Raw genomic sequence first — 21,306 nt, 5'->3', positions numbered from 1 at the left:
AGCGCGATTTATATAACCGCCCAGAATTCTCCGGGCGGCTCTGTTCTCCAGCTACTTCTTCAACTTATCTATATTCAGCATTTTCATCAGGAACTTCTCGAAAATCGGTTCGCTAACGCCGCTGCGGATCTTGTGTAAAAAGTATTTTTCAAAGCCGACTTTGGCCAGATGCACCCATTTGCCGGATCGCATCCAGTTGACGTTGCGCGGTGGAATCTGTGGCATCGCGACAAAGGCAATCCCCGTGTCGCCCATGTCGGCCAGACATACCGCATTCCAGGTGGCTTCGCTTTCCGGTTCCTGGTTGTCCAGCACCGCACGGATATTGTGGGCGGTGGCGGTCACCATACTCTCGATCATAAAGCCGGTTTTCGGCACGCCGGTTGGCACCGGGGTGGGTTTTTTCGGGGCGATGGCCACCGCTACACCGATACCCCAGATATTTGGATAGGCGGGATTGCGCTGATGTTTATCGATGACAATAAATCCGCGGGGGTTCACCAGCCCCTCGATATCGCGCACTGCATCGATACCGGTAAATGCAGGTAGCATCATGGAATAGCCGAACGGCAGCGCGTGGCGCTGTTTCTCTTCGCCCAGTTCATCGCATTCAATAACATGCATCAGGCCATCTTCGACCCGGTCGATCTTCGCATTACAGATCCAGTTGATATGATGTTTGCGCAACTCGCTTTCCAGCATGGTTTTGCTGTCACCGACACCGTCGAGGCCCAGATGACCGATATAGGGTTCCGAGGTGACGAAGGTCATCGGTACCTGATCACGGATTTTGCGCTTGCGCAGGTCTGAATCCATAACGAAGGCGGTTTCATAGGCGGGCCCGAAACAGCTGGCCCCCTGAACAGCGCCAACCACGATCGGCGCGGGTTGCTCCGTTAAGGCCTGCCATTTATCGCAGGCCACCTCGGCATGATCAATGTGACAGACCGAACTGGTAAAGCCTTCCGGGCCGAGCCCCTCTATCTCATCGAAAGCCAGCTTGGGGCCGGTGGCGATAATCAGGTGATCATAAATAAGCTTTGTGCCGTCTGCCAGCTCCAGCTCGTTGGTTTCTGGGTGTACACGTTTAGCTGCGCAGACAACCAGCTCGACGCCTTTTTTTGCCATAGGAGGGCCAAGAGGGACGGTAATATCGGCGCGCTTGCGCCAGTCGACAGCAACCCAGGGATTGGAGGGGACGAAGTGATAGTAATCCTTATCACTGACGATCGTGACTGTATCGTCTGGCCCGGCCAGGTCCTTCATTTCGTAGGCCATCGGAACACCGCCAAGACCGGCACCGAGGATGATGATATGCGCCATGCTCTTCCTCCAGAGATTCCTCTCTATTTAAGTATTATATTTATTAGATTTATCTAATATAAGTTCAAAATATAGCCAGAGTCAATGCACTCATTGTAAACATTGGTCTAAGAAGAGAGGTCGGAGTGGGTTCAGAGCTGGCAGCCGCTGATGTTTGAGGTCTGAGGCCTTACCTTAACTAAGCAGGTTTGACAGAAGGTCTGACGGAACAGCGGCGCTTCTGATGGCTCCCCGTCTCACTGCGACTTTCTGTATTATCAGCAGGTTAGAGTTTATATATGCGTAATCTTTATATCTGGCGTTAAATATCGATTATTATCTATATCTGTGATCGTTTACAGTGCTTATCTCTTTATAACAAGAAGATCGGAAGGTGTAAGCGATGCAGTATTATGTGGATGGTTTTCGTGGGGGTGATCCCGATATCAAAAACGCGACAGCGACGCGTCGTGACCGTAGCGAGTTTGCGCCGTTACCGGAAAAGGTCGACGTTTTAATCGCCGGTTGCGGACCGACGGGTCTGTGTCTGGCGGCGCAGCTGTCCCGGTTCCCTGAGATTGACACTATGATCGTGGACCCGGCTCCGGGGCCACTGGAAAAGGGTAAAGCTGACGGCATCAACACCCGCACAATGGAAATGTTTCAGGCGTTCGGCTTCGCCGATAAGGTTAAGCGCGAAAGTTATTGGGTAAACCAGACCAATTTCTGGATGCCCGATCCGGAGAATCCGGCGCACATAAAACGCATCGGCCGGGTGCAGGATGTGGCTGATGACTCTTCCGAGATGCCGCATATCCTGATTAACCAGGCGCGGGTGCATGAGCTGTTCCTTGAGGTGATGGGCAACTCGCCGACCCGGCTGGAACCTGACTATAGCTGGTCTGTGATTGATGTTGCGGTGGACACGACAACCGATGATTACCCGGTGACGGTGACGCTGGAAAACACCGGTATCAATGCCGGTGAAACCAAAACTGTCCGGGCTAACTATGTGGTCGGCTGCGATGGCGCACGCTCCAATGTGCGCAGGGCGATCGGTGGCGAACTGCATGGTGATGCGGCCCATCAGGCCTGGGGGGTCATGGATATTCTGGCGAATTCAGATTTCCCGGATGTGCGTCAGAAATGCCTGATCACCTCTGCCCATGAGGGTAATGTGCTGATCCTGCCGCGGGAGGGGGGCTATCTGTTCCGCATGTATGTGGAGCTGGATAAACTCAACCCTGATGAGCGGGTCGCTAGCCGCAACTTTACAGTCGATGATCTGATCGCCGGGGCTAACCGCATCATGCAACCTTACAGCATCGATGTTAAAGAGGTGGCCTGGTGGTCGATCTATGAGATTGGTCACCGCATGACCGACCGGTTCGACGATGTGCCGGAAGGGGAATCTGCCAGCCGTAATCCCCGTGTATTCACCGCCGGTGATGCCTGCCATACCCACAGCCCGAAGGCGGGACAGGGAATGAATGTGTCGATGCAGGATACCTTTAACCTTGGCTGGAAACTGGTGCATGTCCTTCAGGGGCGTTCTGCGCCGGACCTGTTGCGCAGTTACTCTGCCGAGCGCTGGGCTGAGGCCAAACGCCTGGTGGATACCGATCACGAATGGGCGCGTATTATGTCGGCCCCGGCGGGTGAATCTGAGCTCGACCGTGGTGATGAGCCACGTTTTATGCGTCAGTTCAAAGAGAACCTGGAGTTTACCGGTGGGCTGGCGGTGCAGTACGGTGAATCCGCACTGGTTGGCACGGCCGATTATCAGGTACTGGCCAGTGGCGAAGAGATCGGCCGCCGCTTCCATTCGGCCCCGGTGGTGCGGTTAGCCGATGCCAAACAGATGCAGTTGGGTCATGTGGCCGAGGCGGATACCCGTTGGCGCATCTATGCCTTTGCCGGTCAGCAGGACCGTTCGGCCCCCGGTTCGGCGATTCATAAACTGGCCGACTGGCTGCAGAACGATCCAGATTCCCCGGTGATGAAGTTCACCGGCAGGGATGAGGATATCGATGGCCTGATCGATCTGCGTGCGGTGTTCCAGCAAACCTTCGACGCCCTTGCCTACGAGGATATGCCAGCGCTGCTTTGCCCGACCAAAGGCCGGCTCGGTCTTCAGGATCATGAGAAAGTCTTCTGTGTCGATCACAAGGGACTGGGCGATATCTACGATATGCGCGGTATCAACCGTGAACAGGGCTGTATGATTGTTGTACGACCCGATCAGTATATTGCCCAGGTTCTGCCGCTGGATGGCTATCAGCAACTGGCCGCCTTGTTTGACGGGATCTACCGGCCTGCGGCTAAATAATTACACGCGCAATTAGCTAAGTGTTAAACAGGTGCCGGAGCGATCCGGTGCCTGTTTTTTTTAGGTTATTAACCCCCGAATTTTAATCTTCTGTGCCTTTCTGATAGCTTTTATGCTGCCATCAGCGTTCACAAGAACACACACTGAATATTGATCGTCTACATTTTTCGCGTTTTTTGTTTCGTTTCAGCTTTATTTCAGTTTGGGTCTTTACAGTAGCTAACATCAGACAGCGATGACTCGTTGCAGCAGTAACTAAACATAAAGCTATCGATTTAATTTGGAGCAATAAAAATGAACAAAGCAAGCTTAGCGACAGCACTACTTCTTGGCGCGTCAACTGCACTTTTAAGCACGGGCACCGTTGCCGGCCCCAGCAGTCAATTGAAGGTTTCTGAAACAGCGTCTGCTGAAGTTCAGGCTAAACTTAACAGTTGGTTAGCGGGTGAGACAATTAGCGGTCGTAAAGATAAGTGCTTTGGTATTGCACTCGCCGGTGAGAATAATTGTGCAGCAGGTGCCGGTACTAGCTGTGAAGGTACCTCTACTACAGATTTTCAGACGAATGCCTGGGCCTATGCGCCTAAAGGCACTTGTGAATCAATCGTGACACCAAATGGAATGGGTTCTCTTGAAGGTTCATGAATGCTCCTCGCCCCGGCAGTCTTTGATTGCGGGGGCGCATTTAGGTGCTGGCCTGGGGTTAAAGGCTGAACACCTGGATGATATTTTGACGTTACCTGTGGGAGAAGAAACTTGCACGGGTAATAGTCTGTGGTTTGAAGTTCATACAGAGAATTACTTTGTTGCGGGCGGCCCCCGGCTAAATTATCTCCGGTCAATCCGTGAGAGCTATGACCTGAGCTTTCATGGCGTCGGGGGATCACTAGGCTATGATCATCAGTCTATGCCTGAGCATATTCAACAGGTAAAAGCGTTAATCAATGAGTTTCAGCCAACGCTGATATCCGAGCATGCGGTCTGGTCTCGCTCTGGCGGTGCATATTTTGCCGACCTGATGCCCTTACCCAGAACCCAGGACGCACTGCAGTCGTTAGTGGAAGGGATTGACCGTTATCAGTCAGGCATAGGCCGGCGTATTTTAATTGAAAACCCGAGTAACTATCTGGATTTCACCAGCGAGATGGATGAACCTCAGTTTTTAGTCGAAGCTGCACAGCGCAGTGGTTGTGGTTTATTAATCGATATCAACAATTTATATATCAGTAGTAAAAACACCGGTATCGATGCAGCACAGTATTTGTCGCAGATTCCTGCTGAGCTGGTTGGCGAGATTCATATGGCAGGGCATGACCCTGACCCGAAATTAGGCCAGGCGTTATTAATTGATAGTCATGCCGCAGACATTGATGGGCCGGTATGGGCTTTGTTGGAGCATGCGTTGTCTCTGTTTGGGCATCGGCCGGTATTAATCGAGCGGGATGCTAATATACCGCCGTTTGCTGAGTTGATGAGTGAGCGGCAAACGGCACAGGGCTATTTAGATCAGTGCAGAAGTCATACCGCTTTGGCTAATGGCTTTCAAAAGGAGGCTCGCTGATGGCGTTGAGTCCTTACATTGATGCATTTGCAGATTACCTGCGTACCGGTGATGCCAGTGGTATGAACGACTTTTGCCTTAATCCTGAGCATACGAAACGATTGTCTGTGTATCGAAATGGTTTTTATAAAGGCTGTGTTGATGCGCTAGCCGCGAACTTTCCTATGTGCGAAAAGTTTGTTGGGAGCGAAACTTTCAAACGTATCGCCTGTGTTTATGTCGATCATTTTCCGCCTGAACAAGGGACGCTGGTGGGCTATGGGCACAACTTTCCTGGCTTTCTCAGTGACTTTATTGCGGAGTTAGAAACACAGCCCGAGACGGTAAAGCTATCCCCGGCTTTGGTCGACTTAGCGCGTCTGGATTACGCATGGTTAATGAGTCTGATGAGTGCAGACGCGACGCAGACGCTGACAGCAGAAAAGATCTCATGGCTGGTGGAAGAGGGACATGATTTTACTCAAGCCGTGGTGAAATTAAACGCCAGTGTTGCGCTTCTTCGAGTCAATCCCGGTACTTTGAATCAATGGATCGGATTAAAAACTAACGCAAGTGTAGCGGAGTCGATAGAGAACAGTACTGTTGAGGGAGAATTCAATAGCATCAGTGAGTTAATGCGGGAAGATAGCGTTTTAGCTGTTGATACTGTGATGTTTTGGCGTGTACAGGATGCCGTTCAGGCACGCTCGCTTTCCGCGCCTGAAATAGCGCTTATGGCAACGTTACAGGGAAAGGGCGGCGTACTTGAGAGGGCCTTTGATGCCGCTTTAGCTTTAGATCCTGGTTTTGAGGTCAGTGATGTTTTCTCAGCCTGCCTGCAAAATGAAATATTAGAAATTGATATGGCTAAATACAATTATAAGCACTAGGGAATACATATGGGTATGGTCGGAAAACTACGTGAACTTTACGTACAACTGGGCGTGCAGTTGTCACGATTTTTAGAGCCTCTGGCACTGTTCTTTCTCCGTTTTATGGTGGCTAAAGTCTTCCTGGATTCCGGGCTGAGTAAGTGGGACGGCTTTTTAACGTTTAATGTCGAGAAGTATGATCTGTTCATGTATGAATTCTTCTGCCCGGATCCGGTTAGACCCGGTGCATTACAGCTGTGTAACCCTGAAACACTTGAGTATGTTGAAGGCTCATTTGTAGTGAAAATGATTGAGTTACTGGCCGTGTTTGCGGGTATAACGGAAGTTGTGTTGCCAGTCTTACTCATTATTGGTTTGTTTTCTCGCTTTGCCGCGTTCGGTCTGCTGGGCATGACAATGTTTATTCAACTGGCGGTATTCCCAACATGGGATCACTGGATTAATCCCGCATCCTGGTGGGCCGTTTCCCTGCTTGTTATTGTTGCGCGTGGCCCGGGAGTTCTGTCAATAGATCGATTGCTTGGTTTAGAGGCGAAACCTTTTGTCGCTAAGTAATAGCGGGGATTCATACCAGAAGTGCGACACTTTTTGTTAAAGGGAGAGCGCTGGTTAACTGCCGACAGCAGTACGCTTCTTCCCGCAGTTTTTCAAAACTACCAATGAATGCGTCCAGGTTCGCCTCTGCGCTGGTGGATAGAATTACATGTAGCTCAAAAAGATTAACTGCAAACTTACCTGGATACAGCCCTTTTTCTTTGCATTTTTGGGGGGCGGCTACTGAATTTAAATAATAATTATTTGATTTTTATGGGTATTATTATGTGGTTATTTTTATGGGCCCCCTGTAAGGCCCCTGTTTTGATGTAGTAAAATAAGCTCAAATAGATTCGCTTATTTCGATGTAGGTATCTATATCTAGAATGATTAAGTTAACTCATCGACAAAAGTATCGATAGCATTCAGAACTTCATGAAAGTCGGTATACGGATTGTGTTCATATCGTTGTGCGTTTACTGGTGCTGCCGCAAGTGTAGCCTTGTTCAAGCGGTCGGCATTTTGCCTTGCAGTCTCAACAAGTGGCATAAGTATCGAGACTATATCAGCAGATGCTTTATCGTAATTTTGAATGCCGCGATTTCTTAGTTCTTGTTTAAGAGGGCTGTTGGCTAGCAAGTCTTCAAAGTTGCTATAAGGTCTGGCACTGTACATGAAATGAAGCAACACCCATTGCTCGATGCAAACACTTGAAATAGTAACATTGATATTATGTTGTTTTGCGCAATCTAACGCTTCAGGATGGAGCCTGTAGGCACCATCATTTTCGTCTTCTCTATCATATGCGACCCAATAGTCATCCGTTGAGATGTGGTCACTTGTTTGTTTATCTGAGACTACTCTGTTGATTATTGACTTCGGAGTTGTTTCTTTAATGTTTTGAACGTCAATAAATTCAATCAAACGGCAGTCCGCATGCTTCAATTGAATATAAGCATTGAGATAAAGAATTTCTGTTTTGCTGCCTTCACAATATATCCATAACTTTGAGTTTACACGTTTAACTTTTTTTCCTTTCTTCCTTGGCTTAGGCATTGGATGTATTTTTCTCCATAACTGAGCTGATGCTATCAATAATGTCTTTAAAATTGATACTCGGTATACCGCCTAATCTTCCTTCGTCATACCACTTCTCAAACGGACTTGAGTCTCTTAATGAACTATCAAATTGGTCAAGTGATACATAAGTAGTTTTTCCACCGACCTTCTCAGCCAACCAAATTTGATCTTTACGCATACTCTTAGATTTCATAGTGGTCAGGCTATGAGTGGTATAAATAAGTTGAGCATTATTTTGGTTTGTTCGCTTGTCATTGAAAAGCTTAATTATTAGTTCGACTACATGAGGATGAAAGCTAGTCTCCAATTCATCGCAGAACAGCACAGAACCTTTTTGAAGGGTAAAAAGAATGACAGGCAGAGAGTTTAGCAGCCTCTTTGTACCTAATGATTCAAGCCCAGGTTCAAACTCAATAAGCTCCCCGTTCTCAGATTTATGCATAAACACAATTTCTGACTTTAGGGTTTCAATCATGTGCTTGCGGTATTCATCAGGAACTTCCTCTAATATCTCAAGCTGATCTGGAGAGAGCTCTTTGCTGCGAAATTCAAAATCTGCAATACCGAGATCAGTATTTCGAATAAGGCACTTCATAGCAGACAATGATTCTGGGTCGTCTTTCCAAAAGTTAAACATGAATTCGTTAGTACGGAAGATGAAGTCCCACTGCTTTCGGAAATAGTTATATATCGCTCTCAGAAATGCAGGAGAATCTGCTCTTTTTCCAGCTACCGCTAAGTAAGAGTTGCAAGAAAAGTAAGGTACTCGTTTTTTGCCTCCCTTGAAGTAGGTTCCAAAAGAAATTCCTTCATCTGTTTCCCAGTTATCTGGGTTCGTTCTTTCAAAAATCTTTGCGGGTTTTCCTTTTGGATAGAAGAAAAGAGACTCGTAAGTTATTTCATATTGGTTGTACTGGATTTTATAGCTATGGCGGATATCTGCTAGCCAAAACTCAACTTCAAGACTGGTAGGTGCTTTCCTTGTATGAGGGCATAGAAGGTATGGCTCATATGGAGGTATCTCATCACCCCCTTCGAGCTGACTACTTTTCGTTGTCATGTATTGCAGAGCTTTAAATGCATGAAGTAGGTTAGACTTCCCGCTAGCATTTGCTCCTAATATTCCAGCAGTCTTTAATGTTCCGATCTTGCCATCAACAAACGATATGTTATCGGAATGTTTGCTGTTATCAGGTAAGGCGCCTTCTGCAAACATGCTGAACGTTTGTTCTTCTTTGATGGAAAGATGATTCTCTACAGTCAAATCAATAATCATGGCGGAGTCTCGTTTACTTCTATGTTTCGTCAAAAAGTGACGAATTCGGCATTAATATAGCACCTAACAATCCCTATAAATAGAAATAACTGCCTATAGATGACAATTTGAGGAGATTTCTTGAAAGAATTTGGGGCTTCGTGAGGATGATAGTTGTTATCATCAAACGGTTAAGAATTTTGTTTTCTTAGCTGCTTGCCTTGGGAGGGGGTTTTTAATTGCTCGAGGCTTGAGCTAGTTGTTACTATAATTTGGTGAACCCGTCTGCTACTTGCAAATGGGTGTCGTAAATTGCGACACCCATTGAAGGGCTCTTTCTGTCTTACGGTATGCTTTTGGACCCTGCCACATGATAGGTGGCTGTAGAAGCCTGTCCTTTTGATCGGTCAGGAGTTAAAACACTAAGCTTGATTAATGTCCATCAGCTCGCTCAATTCGACACTTTCAATAGTGGGGTAAGCGGCACACCACTCAGACAGTTCCTGTCTCTGGCCCTCTGATGGGGACTCGTAGCGTTGCTGAGAGAGTACATGTCCCTGAATTCCGTCAGGATCAGAGTAGCCAAAGTAGGTCAGACCCTGCTTTTCAAGTTGGTCAACAAAACTACCAATGAATGCGTCCAGATCACTCTCTGCGCTGGTGGATAGCTTTACATGTATCTCAAAGAGATTAACTGCAAATTCACCCAGGTACAGTTTTTTGCGCAGGCGGCGGTTGTGCTTCTGTCGTACTTCCATGATGGATCATCCTTATCAGATTGTATTTGTGTGGTAGAGGTGGGGTTTGTGGAAAATTTTTTAGCTTAGGAGCTTATCTATACAGCTTAACTAACAAAAAAGGCCGCCCAGAGGGCAGCCCTTTTTTTGCATTTGGTGGAGGTGGCGGGTGACGAACCCGTGTAGCTAACTAATTGTTTTCCTTGATTTGATCAAGGCTGATGGTTAAATAATGGCACACTTGAGTGGCACAAATCAAGATATCTTCGATACGTGAATGATTGTTTCAGCGTGATCGATATTGGGACAATTATTTTTCATAAAAGCGTGCCTAAATTGATGTTTGCCCAAGGTAGGAGTCGTATTGGTTCGGTAGTGGTTTAAGGCTTCGAATCAAGAGTTTAGAGTATGCTTAAATGAGGGGCCTCTGGGCTCTTCTTTCAGGGCCGGGTGGTCGGTTTCTCTGACTAAGCCAAGTATTCCCGCTAAAAAGTGCATTCATCAACAGGTTTCGTGTCTTTCAGCGTGCTGTCATTGGAGTTATGTTAGGTTCGTCGAAGCGTTATTGAAGAAAAATAGATCGTTTCTTCCCCCCCCCCTCAGGTGTCCCCATAAATGAAGTGTAGGACTCACTATTGATGCAATTTGTTTGTTGAAGAAGCAGTAAGAATTTTTGCAAACTTACGTTGTCCAAGTGTCCGTACACTACTCTAAACTAATTTCGTTAGTTCGATGCTAATAACTCTTTGTATTAAAAGGGCTTATGAACCGTGGGTTCATTTTTTATTGCTTCATTTTTGTGTATGCTAATGAGTGTTGCATTCGATTGATGTGAGGTCATAAATGAATTATGAGCTGGAAAAACTGATTGTTAAGCGCTTCCCGTTTATGGATCGGAAATGCTACCCAAACACCGATTTTGGCTATGGCGGCTTCGATATCCCAGACGGTTGGTTCCCGCTGATTGTTCAGTTTGCTAAAGAGCTTGATGAGATAAAGCCATCAGATTTGGTTCTTTTTCAGGTCAAAGAAAAGTTCAATCAGCTGATCATTTGTGCTGAATGCTCAGGCCCAGAAAAAGATCTTTTAGCGCTAGATGCACTCGAAGAAAATATTGAAAAGCTTTCCTTCAGTCTCTGTGGGGGTTGTGGGGAATTCTTGATGCCATCACATGTGTGTCATCCACGTAGTCAAAATGAAGACGCTTTGATCGAGTGGGCTGCTTTGTATCTTGAAGATACAAATATCGCTTAATAGCGGGATTAATGGTTTTAACGATGAATATCCTCTTTCTGTGCACTGCTAATTTACAACGATCGCGTACTGCGGAAGATCTTTTTCGTCCCCAGTTTAAACAGCATGTTTTCCGCTCTGCGGGTTTGAGTGAGAAAGAGTGCACTCGTAACGGCTCTGCATTGTGTACTGAAGCATTGTTGAAGTGGGCTGATACGATTTATGTGTTTGAACCGATGCATCTTGAACGTATTCGTCAACATACAGGAGAGCTCTATATGAAAAAGATCCAGTGTTTGCATATCGAAGACATCTACCAGTATATGCAGCCAAAGCTAATCAGCGAATTGAAGCCACTTTCCCAACATTTCAAGTCCCGGCGATCTTATTATGCATAGTTACCTTTACCTTATGGATATATTGAAAAACGGGCATGAATTTGATGCTGGGTGGCATCATGATTCCATTGATAGGGCACATGAAGAGATTCATGGGCTTGAACTGAAAAAAGATGTCTGTAGCGTCGAAAATTGGGTGTGGGTTGATATTGATGTGACAGAAGAAAAGTGGTCGCAAGTGATAAGGGGAGACCAAAACTGCTTACTACCCGCTTTTTTATTTTCAAGTAGTGTGATTCATGATGAGGCCGGGCGGTTTATAAAAGGTAGTTATGTACGTACCTCATTACTCCAAGCCTTTCACGAAGGTTACATTTTTGAGACTAAGAACACTGTGTACTGTTTAATCGGTACGGGGAAGAGATGTTCGGTTTCTCTTAAGGAAGCGGACTATATTTTTCATTTAGGTAGCTTAGAGTATATGTAAGAAGAGCATTCCGTCGAAAATTGGGTGTGGATGGATTGATATTGATGTGACTGAAGAAAAATGGTCGCAAGTGATAAACGGAGTCAAAAGCTCCTGACGAAAGATGGGATGCAAAGTGCCGTATGTAATCACTCCCATCTTATCTTCTGATAATTTTTCAGGAAAATAATAATCAGTCTTCACCATATAGCTCCTCTATCTCGTTAAATCGTGGCAATACAATCTTTTTAGGTGAGATATCCAATTCAAAGTCGAGCGCGTAAAGATAATTTTCAAAGATCCGCAGTGAACCATTAAACCGACCATTTTCAATCTTTGAGATGATTGCCTGATCTAGACCAGATAAATCTGACATATGCTTTTGTGTGAGCCCTTTCTGCTTTCGGGCCTCTGAAAGCTGTTTCCCTATTGCCTTTCTGCCTTGCATAATTATGACCATATAAACATATATATGCTTATTATTGGAAATTATGACTATATAGTCAATATGTGATAGCTAATGACACCTGAAATTTGCACCCCAGATACAATCGGCTTGCTTACTACCCGCTTTTTTATTTTCAAGTAGTGTGATTCATGATGAGGCCGGGTGGTTTATAAAAGGCAGTTATGTACGTATGTTGTTACTCCAAACCTTTCACGATGGTTACATTTTTGAGACTAAGAACCGCGGATAATGTGTATTTCAGCTAGCTCCCTCTTTCTAAAATCGGCACCTAGGGGGGGGGCAAAACTAACAGATGCTTTAGAGTCGCAGCCCATTCATATTCTTCTATCGCTTGGACTTGGCTTGTCTGCCAGAGTAGTGTTGTTGGATCTGCTGGCTAAGGCCATTGAATGTGAATGTTTCTTTTGGTTTCTTTTCACTGAGTCGATGCGTATTTTTACGCTTCACATCGTTAACAAAATCTTGGCTTGGTTTGAGGTAATCGCGAGAACTGCGGTAGCTTCTTGCGTTGCCGTATATTTTTACGCTCTCAGTCGACTGATGCCCCATAATCACGGCAATGGCATTAGGGTCTATATTACTCGCTTTGAGATCTGACCCTAGCTGGTGTCGCCATGTATAAAGTGATGGCCGAGTCTTACGCTTAGGCCAAAGGCGTTGCGTCAGTACATCAAGCCGCCTTTGAACATAACGAATAGGGTTAGTGTAGGGGGCCGAGACTAGCATCTCGTGACTCATTATAAGACCGTTAAATAGCGCGGTGTCTTCGATTTCTATAATGCGATCAAGACCTCGTTTACCATCGCTGGTTTGTTTAGCTGAAGGGATCATAATTGAGTGACCGTTCAGAAAAACAAGGTCGATTAATTCAGCAGGTCGACAACCTAGATGGCTAATCAGTGTGATCGCCGCAAATACTGTCGCTTCCTCGTTCTTAAACAGATAATCCATCAACAGTGTTTCGTCAGTCAGGTTGATCGCTTTTTGTCTGTGTTGTTTCGGCTTTATCTGATCGCGATTGCTAGGGTGTGAAGTGACGGGGTTTTTGGTCGCTCGTATAGTGTCAGCGGCCTTATAGGCACCGGCATCCATCGCCGCTAATACTAGTGCTGACCGTAATCGACGCCAATAATCCGGCCGATAGTTCTGGGCGCATTCCTTAAGCGCATCAGACACTTTTTTTGCTGTTGGTGTGTCGATGCCGTTCTTTTTGTAGAAATGTTTTGCAAGCTTTCTATACTCGGATTTTGTTTGTTCATTCATCTCTATCATCCTTGGTAACTAATTGATTTTAATAGCTCTTCCATGAGTCGGTATCAGGAGTATAGACTGGAATTTTTTTGATGCGGCTTTTTTCGTAAAATTGATGATGTGATGGGGACGTTGTGTACCTTATCTTAAAATAGATCAGCAATATCTACGTTCAATGCCTGGGCTAGGGCAAGTGCTTCGTAATCACTGACTTTTCTCACTTTGGCTTCAATCTTCGCTAAAGTTCCTCGGCTTATATCCCATCCAGATACATTGCAGCGTGCAGCGAGGTCATCCTGTGTCAAATCTTGTTGATCTCTGATCTTTCGTACATTAGGGCCGATAATGTTCATTTTATTGCTCCGATTGCGGAGCTTGATTGTCGCAGTAATTATTGCTTTAATTGCTCCGTTATCGGAGCAATTTAGGGTGAAGTCATTGAGTACTAGGCAGTTAAAACTGATCGATCAGATTAACGAACTGACACTTCTGAGGGCTTTTGGCCCTGAAAACTTGTGCCTAACACTACATGAACTGCGACACAGGAATATTTCTCCCTTTGTGCGGCGTATTGATGCACTCGTCGATCAAGGGGTCAAACTGGGTATTGTTCATTATAAAGATGCAATGTACGAAGAGCGTCGTTGGCGGGACGAAGATTGCACTGTCACATTGGTTAAGCGAATTGATGCGTCATATACGCAGGATCTTACGGAGAAAATAAAAAAAGCCAAGTTACCGGCTAAAAATAGGGTTTGTGCTGAACTATATGGGCTTTATTGTGATGCCATGTCTGCTGAGCTTGATCATGTTGCAAAAGAAGTTTGCAGAATACTCGGCGATACTCGATATTCATCGAGTAACTCTATCAGGCGTTGTGAAAACTACCAAGGGCTAACGTTACAGGAAATGACCGGGTTTATGAGCCTGGCTGTTAAATTAAGCAAAGGTACACACGGTTCTAAGGAAATATATACTCTTCTTGCCTTAACAAATGAACTGATGAATTTAGGTGATCGATATCAGTTTAAGCTACCGGCACTGTCAGACATAAAAAAATCAAATTATATTCAAAATCAAATATTCTTAGATGACTATCTGTATAAAGGCGAGTGGAGACTTGACCAACCGTTGTTCTTACCATTATTCGAATACAAGACTTTCCGTGGGGCAAAGTCATGAAAGAATCACTGGAAAAAGCGTTAGCTAGGCGTTTCCATATTTATGTGCAGAACCCCAATAATGAAGTCCCTTTTACGATCTTTAGATTTGAGTGTGGCCCCGGCTGGGTGCCTTTGCTAATCGAATTTGCACAAACTGCGGAACGCCTGGATGTGTACGATGTTCAGATCGGCCAGATCAAAGAGAAGTGGGATGCCTTGAGAATTTACTTTACGGCGGCGGGTTTAGATCAGGATGCTTTAGAAGATATCGCGTTGGATTTACCCTCATTAATTAAATAAAAACCCCATCCATCCTCTCGGGGCGAGTTTAAGATAAAGAGAAACCATCTGTATCCCGAGAGTAAAAAACTGCAACTAGCTGGGTCCGGTTGGTAACTTTAAGCTTACAAAATATATTGCGAAAATGAGATTTTACAGTATTTTTACTAACTCCCAAGCAATGCCCAATTTGATCATTGTTCATGCCTTTTAATAAATAGCTCAATATCATTTTTTGCCTGTCGGTAAGGTTATTAATTCTATCAAAAACCATCTTCCTTGCATTATTTATAATAGCCTGGCTCTCTATTAAAGGCCAACAACAACCACCATCGAGTACTGTCTGTATATCATTATTCAAGTCAAATAATGTATCTTTTTTCAAAGCAATATTTTTGACTCCAATGAAATTCGCCTGTTCAACTACATGAGACGTTAACTGATTACACAACAATATAACTTTCTTCGAGTTATTAGATATAAAATTTTTAATAGAGTAGTTATGATCAAGTATCCCAGTATCTACAATAATTAGATCTAGATCCGAGTGTCGTTCAAATTCAGATAAAATAGCAGAAGAATTATCGGCTTCAAATAGAATGAAACTGTTTTGATATGTCTCAATAATTATTTTTACACCTTGCCTGTATAGTGGTGATTTGTCCGCTACAAGTATCTTTTTTGAGGTGTTGTATATAGGCTCCTTCAATATCATTACCAATCTTATATCTATGAGAACTAACTGTAAAAATTCTGTGAATTAAAAATAACCTGAGAATGAATGGTTGATAATTTAACAAATATTACAATAAAACCTTTTTTAAACCTTATTACCATATCATCCTCAATTCTTTCCTCGTTAAAAAATCATCAATCCGTGGAGGTGCGAACAACATTATCAGTCGATTAAGAATCGCCCATGCTGTCTGAAGTATCTACATGAAGCAAGGACTTAATTATCAGCTTCTCTACTTCCGGAATGATTCAATAAAGTATGTTGGTTAGTCATACATGGCCATAGCTGAACTTTGTAGTAACTCAGACCAGATATTTATATTTAACTTATCTAATATCCTGCCACTTTACCGGTGTTCCGATTAGGGATTCTGTGATTAAGTCCTGCTTATTGAGCGGTATCTCTAATCTATGTTAACCCACATGTTTATTCTTTAAATTAGTAAAATGATTGCGCTCTATCTTGCATATCCTTAAAGGTTGCCGGCAAAGTATAGAGCGCGCCGTGCTGACTATATGCTTGTGCCATTGCTGCAAATTCTGACAGACCAATAGAGTCAATAAATCGTAATGCACCCCCACGGAAACGTGGAAAGCCAAGTCCCAGAATCAACCCCATATCCACTTCCGCTGGGGTCTCTACAATGCCATCCGCTAGACAGCGGACAGCTTCCAGGCACATAGGAACCATCATCCGGTCTACTATCTCCTGATCACTGATCTCTTTTGCCTGCTTCGCGTGTCGAGTGATCAGCTCTAGGGCCAAATCTGCCTGCTTCTTATATCGATGCCCATTCTCATCAACGCCATACTCATAGAAGCCTCTACTATTTTTCTGGCCCAGACAGTCTGCTGCAAGAAGCAACTCGGCGATAACTTCATCGTCATGCCCCATTCGTTCAGGAAAGCCGTTCTGCATTACATGGTCTGCATGCACCAGAGTATCAATCCCCACTACATCTGCTAGATATGCCGGTCCCATCGGCCAGCCGAACGCCTCCATTACCTGATCAATACGCTGGAAATCTACACCATTAATTAGCAGGCGGTTAAAGGCGTTGAAATAAGGAAACAGAATCCGGTTTACCAAAAATCCTGGACAGTCGTTGACAACGATAGGAGTCTTACCCATCGCGGTCGCATATGAAACAGTACGCGCTATAGTTTGATCACTGGTTTTACTTCCTCGAATAACTTCAACGAGTGGCATCAGAGATACCGGATTGAAGAAGTGCATACCACAGAACAGCTCAGGGCGCTGTACACTTTGAGCTAGTGTATCAATAGAAATGGTAGAAGTATTAGACGCTAATACGGTTGTTTCTCTCACCACAGCCTCTACCTCCGTGAGTACTGTAGCCTTAACGGAAGGGTTCTCAACTACCGCTTCAACAACCAGATCTACATCATCAAAACTGGAAAAATCCAAAGCAGGGGTAATTGCATTCATGACCGCTAATTTTCCGGCATTATCCAACTGACCTTTTTCAATCTTGCGGTCCAGCAGTTTTGAGGCGGTTTTCAGACCCAGCTCAAGCGCCTCTTCACGAATATCTTTCATAACAATAGGAGTACCCGTAGACGCAGACTGATATGCTACCCCTCCTCCCATGATACCGGCACCCAGTACCGCACTTTTGCCAACCCTGTCTGATTTCTTGCACCACGCTCTGGATTTTTTCTTCAACACCTGGTCATTCATAAACAATCCAACCAGACTCTTAGCTGCATCCGAGTGAGCCAGCGCCGTGAATGCATTGGTTTCTACTTTCAGAGCCGCATCAAACGGCAGCATCGCATGTTTACAAACGGTATTGAGAATCTCGCCTGCGGCCGGATAATTGGGGACCAGTTTGGTCGCATACTTTTCGTAAAGATCCGCTAACTCAGTTTGCACTGCCGTACAATCCAGTAATGGGCGCTGTTTACGTTGCCGGTTTTGCTCTGCACTCTGTTTACCTGCGATAGCATCCCGGAGAAAATTCAGCGCTTCGGCACGCAAGGATCCGGTTTTTACGACTTTATCGGCGGCCCCTAGTTCAAGAGCCGATGCGGCGGTTTGAGGCTTGCCGGTCAACATCCATTGCAAAGCTGCATCAACACCGATTAAACGACTCAGGCGCACTGTCCCTCCCCAACCAGGACAGAGCCCCAGATTTACTTCGGGCAAGCCAATTTGTGCATCATCCGCGAGAATACGGAAATCCGCACTTAAAGCCAGCTCAAATCCCCCGCCCAAAGCCATGCCATTAACGCCTGCCACGGTAGGATATGGTAGGTTTTCGATACCGCAGAATATGGCGTGAGTTTCATTGATCCAGTCCTTTAGATCTTCAGAAGCAAGGGTAAAATGTTGCTGAAACTCAGTAATATCAGCACCAACAATAAAAGCAGGTTTAGCACTGCTGATCAGCAGACCTTTAATATTGTCGTCTGCCGCTAATAACGCCGTAATTTTAGAAAGTTCATACTGTGCAACGCTGTTCAGGGTATTAACTGACTCATCCTGCAGATCAAAGATCATCTCAACCAGACCTGAACCCAGATTTTGCAAGCTTACCGCCTGACCTTTATACATAACTCAACCCTCAACTGATATTTCCTGCGCAAAAAGAGCCTCACTGGGCCCGAAAGGACAAAGTCCCGGCTGGAGTGCAAACAAAGTAATGATTTACTTCTTACCGAAGCGACGACTCCGGTAAGAGTTATAGAGAGCGCTTAAACCCGCTCAAACAATGCTGCAATACCCTGACCACCACCTATACAGAGGCTGGCAATCGCATAACGACCTTTAACCCGGTTTAGCTCATATAACGCTTTAACCGTAATGACCGCCCCCGTTGCGCCTATCGGATGGCCCAAGGAGATACCGCTGCCATTTGGATTGAGTCTATCACGCGGAAGGTCCAGCTCCTGAGCTACTGCAGCCGCCTGTGCAGCGAAAGCTTCATTGACTTCATAAACATCGATATCAGTGACCGATAGGTTGTTGCGCTCAAGAATCTGTTTAATCGCCGGTACAGGACCAATGCCCATCAGCTTAGGGTCAACACCTACAACCGTGTAATCCACTAACCGAGCCATCACTGACAGCCCTTCGGCTTCCGCTTTTTTCCGATCCATCATCACGAGGGCGGCGGCGGCATCATTCAACCCAGAAGCATTGCCCGCAGTGACCGTACCATCCTTTTTAAATACCGGTTTCAGGGCCGCCATCTCTGCGATAGTGCAGTTCATTCGCACATGCTCATCGGTATCAAACAGCGTCGTACCTTTGCGACTTTTCAGTTCCACCGGCATGATCTGCGCTTTGAAATAGCCCTGTTCAATTGCATTCTGAGCCCTGTTATGACTCAGGGCCGCCAGCTCATCCTGCTGTTCACGGCTAATGTTATATTTCTCAGCAACATTTTCAGCAGTAATGCCCATATGAATGTGGTTAAACGGACAGTGTAGTGCAGCGACCATTGGATCAATCATCTGACCATCCCCCATACGCTGACCAAAGCGCGCGGTTGGTAGGTGATAAGGCGCCCGACTCATTGATTCAGCGCCCCCGGCAACAACCGTGTCACAAAGTCCCAATTCAATCTGCTGTGCTGCAGTGATAATCGCCTGCAGGCCACTACCGCAAAGTCGGTTGAGTGTCAGGGCCGGGATCTCTTCCGGTAAGCCTCCCTTGATGGCTGCTACACGTCCCATATACATATCAGTAGGCTCAGAATGGATTACATTGCCAAATACACTGTGCCCAATAGTGTCAGGTGCGATACCTGCCCGCTTTACAGCCTCAGCAACCATCATCCCCGCCAGCTCTGTTGGCTTATGCCCCTTGAGGCTACCGCCATAACCACCGATTGCTGTACGGACACCACTAACAATGACGACGTCCCGTTTCTGCATTTCTCGTTTCTGCATTTCTAATTTCCTCAAAGCTGGTTGGCCAGTTCGGCACGAATACGTTTTTTATCTATCTTGCCGACACTGGTCACAGGAATGGATTTGACGATGTGAAACTGTTCAGGGATCGCCCATTTATTGATCTGACCATCGTCAACAAATTGCATAAGATGGGCCTTGAGCTCATCGGCATTAACTTCAACACCTTCGGAAAGAACAACCTGAGCCAGTGGACGCTCATCCCAGCGAGCATCGGGTACACCAACCACGGCCACATTATTCACCGCCGGATGCTTACTGATCAGGCTCTCTAGTAGCAATGATGAGATCCACTCTCCGCCGGTTTTGATTACATCTTTCATCCGGTCACGGATCTGAATCACACCCTCATCATTGATTGAAGCTACATCGCCAGTATGTAACCAGCCGCCCTGCCAGAGCTCGTCACCCTTTTCAGGCTCGCGGAAATACCCCTGAGTCAACCATGGAGTACGCACCTGAACTTCGCCAACGCTGGTATCATCCCGCGAAACTTCATTGCCAGCATCATCAATCAGACGCAGCTCAACCATGGGTATCGGCGTACCGGTGCGCATACGCAGTACTACTTGTTCATCCAGCGGCAACTGAGCTTGCTCGGGGCTCAGATGGGTAATAGTTAACAGCGGGCAAGTCTCTGACATACCATATCCGGTGTAGAAACTGATACCGCGTTCCATCATTTTCCTCACTAGAGCTTCAGTCGGAGCAGCACCGCCTGTCAGAAGCTTCCAGCGACTCAGATCAGTGGTCTTAGCTTCATCACTGTCCAATACCATCTGCAGCACAGTCGGGACACCATGGGAGAAGGTCACCCCTTCGTCACGGTACAAACGTACCAAATGGTTCGGCTCATAGCGCCCAGGATAGACCTGTTTCACGCCAAGCAGCGTTGCTACGTAGGGAACACCCCAGGCATGTACATGGAACATCGGCGTCATCGGCATGTAAACATCTTCCGAACGCAACAAGGGCGCGCCCTCGTAAGCGGCAAACGTAGTGGCAGCGTTTAGTGTGTGAAGTACCAGTTGTCGGTGACTGAAAAAGACGCCTTTCGGATTTCCGGTAGTACCAGTGGTGTAAAAGGTCGTAGCAGTGGAATTTTCATCGAAATCGGGGAAGACATAGTGATTATCTGCTGATGCCAGCAGCGTCTCGTATTCGCCGATAATATCGAAGGTGGTTTGCCCTGGCGCATCAGCATCGGTGAGCTGAATATACCCTTTCACCGTAGGCAACTGTTCAGCCAGTTGCTCAACGATCGGTATAAAATCGTCGTGAACCAGCACCAACCGGTCTTCTGCATGCTGCATAGTATAGGCGATCTGATCGGGACTCAGGCGCACATTGATATGGTGTAGCACTGCACCAATCATTGGTACCGCAAAATACGCTTCCAGGTAGCGGTGGCTATCCCAATCCATAACCGCCACAGTATCACCCGCACCTATTCCGGCATCGGCCAATACATTTGCCAAGCGGGCAACACGCTCATTCAAGTCAAGATAGTTATACCTCAGATCTCCGCTGACAATTTCATTCATGGGGCCATATCGCCGACCAGAGAGCAACAATTGCTTGATCAGTAAAGGGTATTGGTAAGCATCGGAAGATGACTCTATTATTTTTGTATTCATGCGTCTTTCCTGAATTCATTTTTTCTCGCCTATATACAATAGGCCGGTTTAATGAATCTATAAAAGAGCATGATTTCTGGCTTAACATATGATGCCATCAAATTTACATTTCATGACATTGACGTA

The 21,306-nt window shown here is 45.9% G+C and carries 21 protein-coding genes; 10 read left to right on the top strand and 11 right to left on the bottom strand.

The window, feature by feature from the left end:
- Nucleotides 1–51: 51 nt before the first annotated feature.
- Nucleotides 52–1,323: an NAD(P)/FAD-dependent oxidoreductase gene (locus tag KDX31_17495; GenBank protein UTW03098.1), complete on the bottom strand. Its 1,272-nt coding sequence runs from the start codon at nucleotides 1,321–1,323 to the stop codon at nucleotides 52–54.
- Between the two features lie 382 nt (nucleotides 1,324–1,705).
- Between KDX31_17495 and KDX31_17490 the strand changes: the two genes are divergently transcribed.
- The 5 genes from KDX31_17490 to KDX31_17470 all read left to right on the top strand — a co-directional run bounded on the left by KDX31_17490 (nucleotide 1,706) and on the right by KDX31_17470 (nucleotide 6,619).
- Nucleotides 1,706–3,631, top strand: coding sequence for an FAD-dependent monooxygenase (locus KDX31_17490; GenBank protein ID UTW03097.1), 1,926 nt, complete (start codon nucleotides 1,706–1,708; stop codon nucleotides 3,629–3,631).
- Nucleotides 3,632–3,925: 294 nt separating this feature from the next.
- On the top strand, nucleotides 3,926–4,276 hold the full coding sequence (locus KDX31_17485) for a DUF2282 domain-containing protein (protein UTW03096.1): 351 nt from the start codon (nucleotides 3,926–3,928) through the stop codon (nucleotides 4,274–4,276).
- Complete coding sequence (locus KDX31_17480) at nucleotides 4,248–5,192, top strand: DUF692 domain-containing protein (GenBank protein UTW03095.1); 945 nt, start codon at nucleotides 4,248–4,250, stop codon at nucleotides 5,190–5,192. Before KDX31_17485 ends, KDX31_17480 begins: the two co-directional genes overlap by 29 nt.
- A complete protein-coding gene (locus KDX31_17475) occupies nucleotides 5,192–6,061 on the top strand; it encodes a putative DNA-binding domain-containing protein (GenBank protein UTW03094.1) in 870 nt (289 codons plus the stop codon). The genes KDX31_17480 and KDX31_17475 overlap by 1 nt, the downstream gene beginning before the upstream one ends.
- 9 nt (nucleotides 6,062–6,070) lie before the next feature.
- Nucleotides 6,071–6,619, top strand: coding sequence for a DoxX family protein (locus tag KDX31_17470; protein ID UTW03093.1), 549 nt, complete (start codon nucleotides 6,071–6,073; stop codon nucleotides 6,617–6,619).
- Between the two features lie 369 nt (nucleotides 6,620–6,988).
- On the opposite strand, the gene KDX31_17465 is transcribed toward KDX31_17470, so the two are convergent.
- The 3 genes from KDX31_17465 to KDX31_17455 form a co-directional block, all read right to left on the bottom strand.
- Nucleotides 6,989–7,654, bottom strand: a complete 666-nt coding sequence (locus KDX31_17465; GenBank protein ID UTW03092.1) for an RloB domain-containing protein — start codon at nucleotides 7,652–7,654, stop codon at nucleotides 6,989–6,991.
- Nucleotides 7,647–8,954: an ATP-binding protein gene (locus tag KDX31_17460; GenBank protein UTW03091.1), complete on the bottom strand. Its 1,308-nt coding sequence runs from the start codon at nucleotides 8,952–8,954 to the stop codon at nucleotides 7,647–7,649. The genes KDX31_17465 and KDX31_17460 overlap by 8 nt, the downstream gene beginning before the upstream one ends.
- Before the next feature lie 401 nt (nucleotides 8,955–9,355).
- Nucleotides 9,356–9,691 (bottom strand): DUF469 family protein, encoded by a 336-nt coding sequence (locus tag KDX31_17455; protein ID UTW03090.1) that lies wholly within the window; start codon nucleotides 9,689–9,691, stop codon nucleotides 9,356–9,358.
- An 822-nt stretch (nucleotides 9,692–10,513) separates the two neighbouring features.
- Here KDX31_17455 and KDX31_17450 point away from each other — a divergent pair.
- From KDX31_17450 to KDX31_17440, 3 genes are read left to right on the top strand one after another with little or no spacing between them, the layout of a single operon-like run.
- The gene (locus tag KDX31_17450) at nucleotides 10,514–10,924 is read left to right on the top strand and encodes a hypothetical protein (protein UTW03089.1); all 411 of its coding nucleotides are present in this window, start codon (nucleotides 10,514–10,516) and stop codon (nucleotides 10,922–10,924) included.
- A 23-nt stretch (nucleotides 10,925–10,947) separates the two neighbouring features.
- A complete protein-coding gene (locus tag KDX31_17445; protein ID UTW03088.1) occupies nucleotides 10,948–11,301 on the top strand; it encodes a hypothetical protein in 354 nt (117 codons plus the stop codon).
- Entirely contained in the window at nucleotides 11,294–11,728 is a 435-nt protein-coding gene (locus KDX31_17440) for a hypothetical protein (protein ID UTW03087.1), read from the top strand. Before KDX31_17445 ends, KDX31_17440 begins: the two co-directional genes overlap by 8 nt.
- Nucleotides 11,729–11,900: 172 nt before the next feature.
- Here KDX31_17440 and KDX31_17435 read toward each other — a convergent pair whose 3' ends face one another.
- From KDX31_17435 to KDX31_17425, 3 genes are all read right to left on the bottom strand, one after another.
- Nucleotides 11,901–12,155, bottom strand: coding sequence for a helix-turn-helix transcriptional regulator (locus KDX31_17435; protein ID UTW03086.1), 255 nt, complete (start codon nucleotides 12,153–12,155; stop codon nucleotides 11,901–11,903).
- A 345-nt stretch (nucleotides 12,156–12,500) separates the two neighbouring features.
- A complete protein-coding gene (locus KDX31_17430; protein UTW03085.1) occupies nucleotides 12,501–13,439 on the bottom strand; it encodes a site-specific integrase in 939 nt (312 codons plus the stop codon).
- A gap of 134 nt (nucleotides 13,440–13,573) precedes the next feature.
- A complete protein-coding gene (locus KDX31_17425) occupies nucleotides 13,574–13,780 on the bottom strand; it encodes a helix-turn-helix transcriptional regulator (GenBank protein UTW03084.1) in 207 nt (68 codons plus the stop codon).
- Nucleotides 13,781–13,802: 22 nt separating this feature from the next.
- On the opposite strand from KDX31_17425, the gene KDX31_17420 reads away from it, so the two are divergent.
- Together KDX31_17420 and KDX31_17415 are read left to right on the top strand one after the other, a co-directional pair.
- Nucleotides 13,803–14,609: a hypothetical protein gene (locus KDX31_17420; protein UTW03083.1), complete on the top strand. Its 807-nt coding sequence runs from the start codon at nucleotides 13,803–13,805 to the stop codon at nucleotides 14,607–14,609.
- Nucleotides 14,606–14,890: a hypothetical protein gene (locus KDX31_17415; GenBank protein UTW03082.1), complete on the top strand. Its 285-nt coding sequence runs from the start codon at nucleotides 14,606–14,608 to the stop codon at nucleotides 14,888–14,890. The genes KDX31_17420 and KDX31_17415 overlap by 4 nt, the downstream gene beginning before the upstream one ends.
- A 28-nt stretch (nucleotides 14,891–14,918) precedes the next feature.
- Here the strand turns inward: KDX31_17415 and KDX31_17410 are convergent, their stop codons facing one another.
- The 4 genes from KDX31_17410 to KDX31_17395 form a co-directional block, all read right to left on the bottom strand.
- Nucleotides 14,919–15,578: a response regulator transcription factor gene (locus KDX31_17410; GenBank protein UTW03081.1), complete on the bottom strand. Its 660-nt coding sequence runs from the start codon at nucleotides 15,576–15,578 to the stop codon at nucleotides 14,919–14,921.
- A 465-nt stretch (nucleotides 15,579–16,043) separates the two neighbouring features.
- On the bottom strand, nucleotides 16,044–18,182 hold the full coding sequence (fadB, locus tag KDX31_17405) for a fatty acid oxidation complex subunit alpha FadB (protein UTW03080.1): 2,139 nt from the start codon (nucleotides 18,180–18,182) through the stop codon (nucleotides 16,044–16,046).
- A 140-nt stretch (nucleotides 18,183–18,322) separates the two neighbouring features.
- Nucleotides 18,323–19,507, bottom strand: a complete 1,185-nt coding sequence (gene bktB / locus KDX31_17400; protein UTW05439.1) for a beta-ketothiolase BktB — start codon at nucleotides 19,505–19,507, stop codon at nucleotides 18,323–18,325.
- A gap of 26 nt (nucleotides 19,508–19,533) precedes the next feature.
- Nucleotides 19,534–21,180, bottom strand: coding sequence for a fatty acid--CoA ligase (locus KDX31_17395; GenBank protein ID UTW03079.1), 1,647 nt, complete (start codon nucleotides 21,178–21,180; stop codon nucleotides 19,534–19,536).
- Nucleotides 21,181–21,306: the final 126 nt, after the last annotated feature.

The organism is Amphritea atlantica (assembly GCA_024397875.1).
Classification (GTDB): domain Bacteria; phylum Pseudomonadota; class Gammaproteobacteria; order Pseudomonadales; family Balneatricaceae; genus Amphritea; species Amphritea atlantica_B.
Note: the sequence above shows the minus strand (reverse complement) of the source record. Positions and strands in the feature narration are given on the sequence as shown.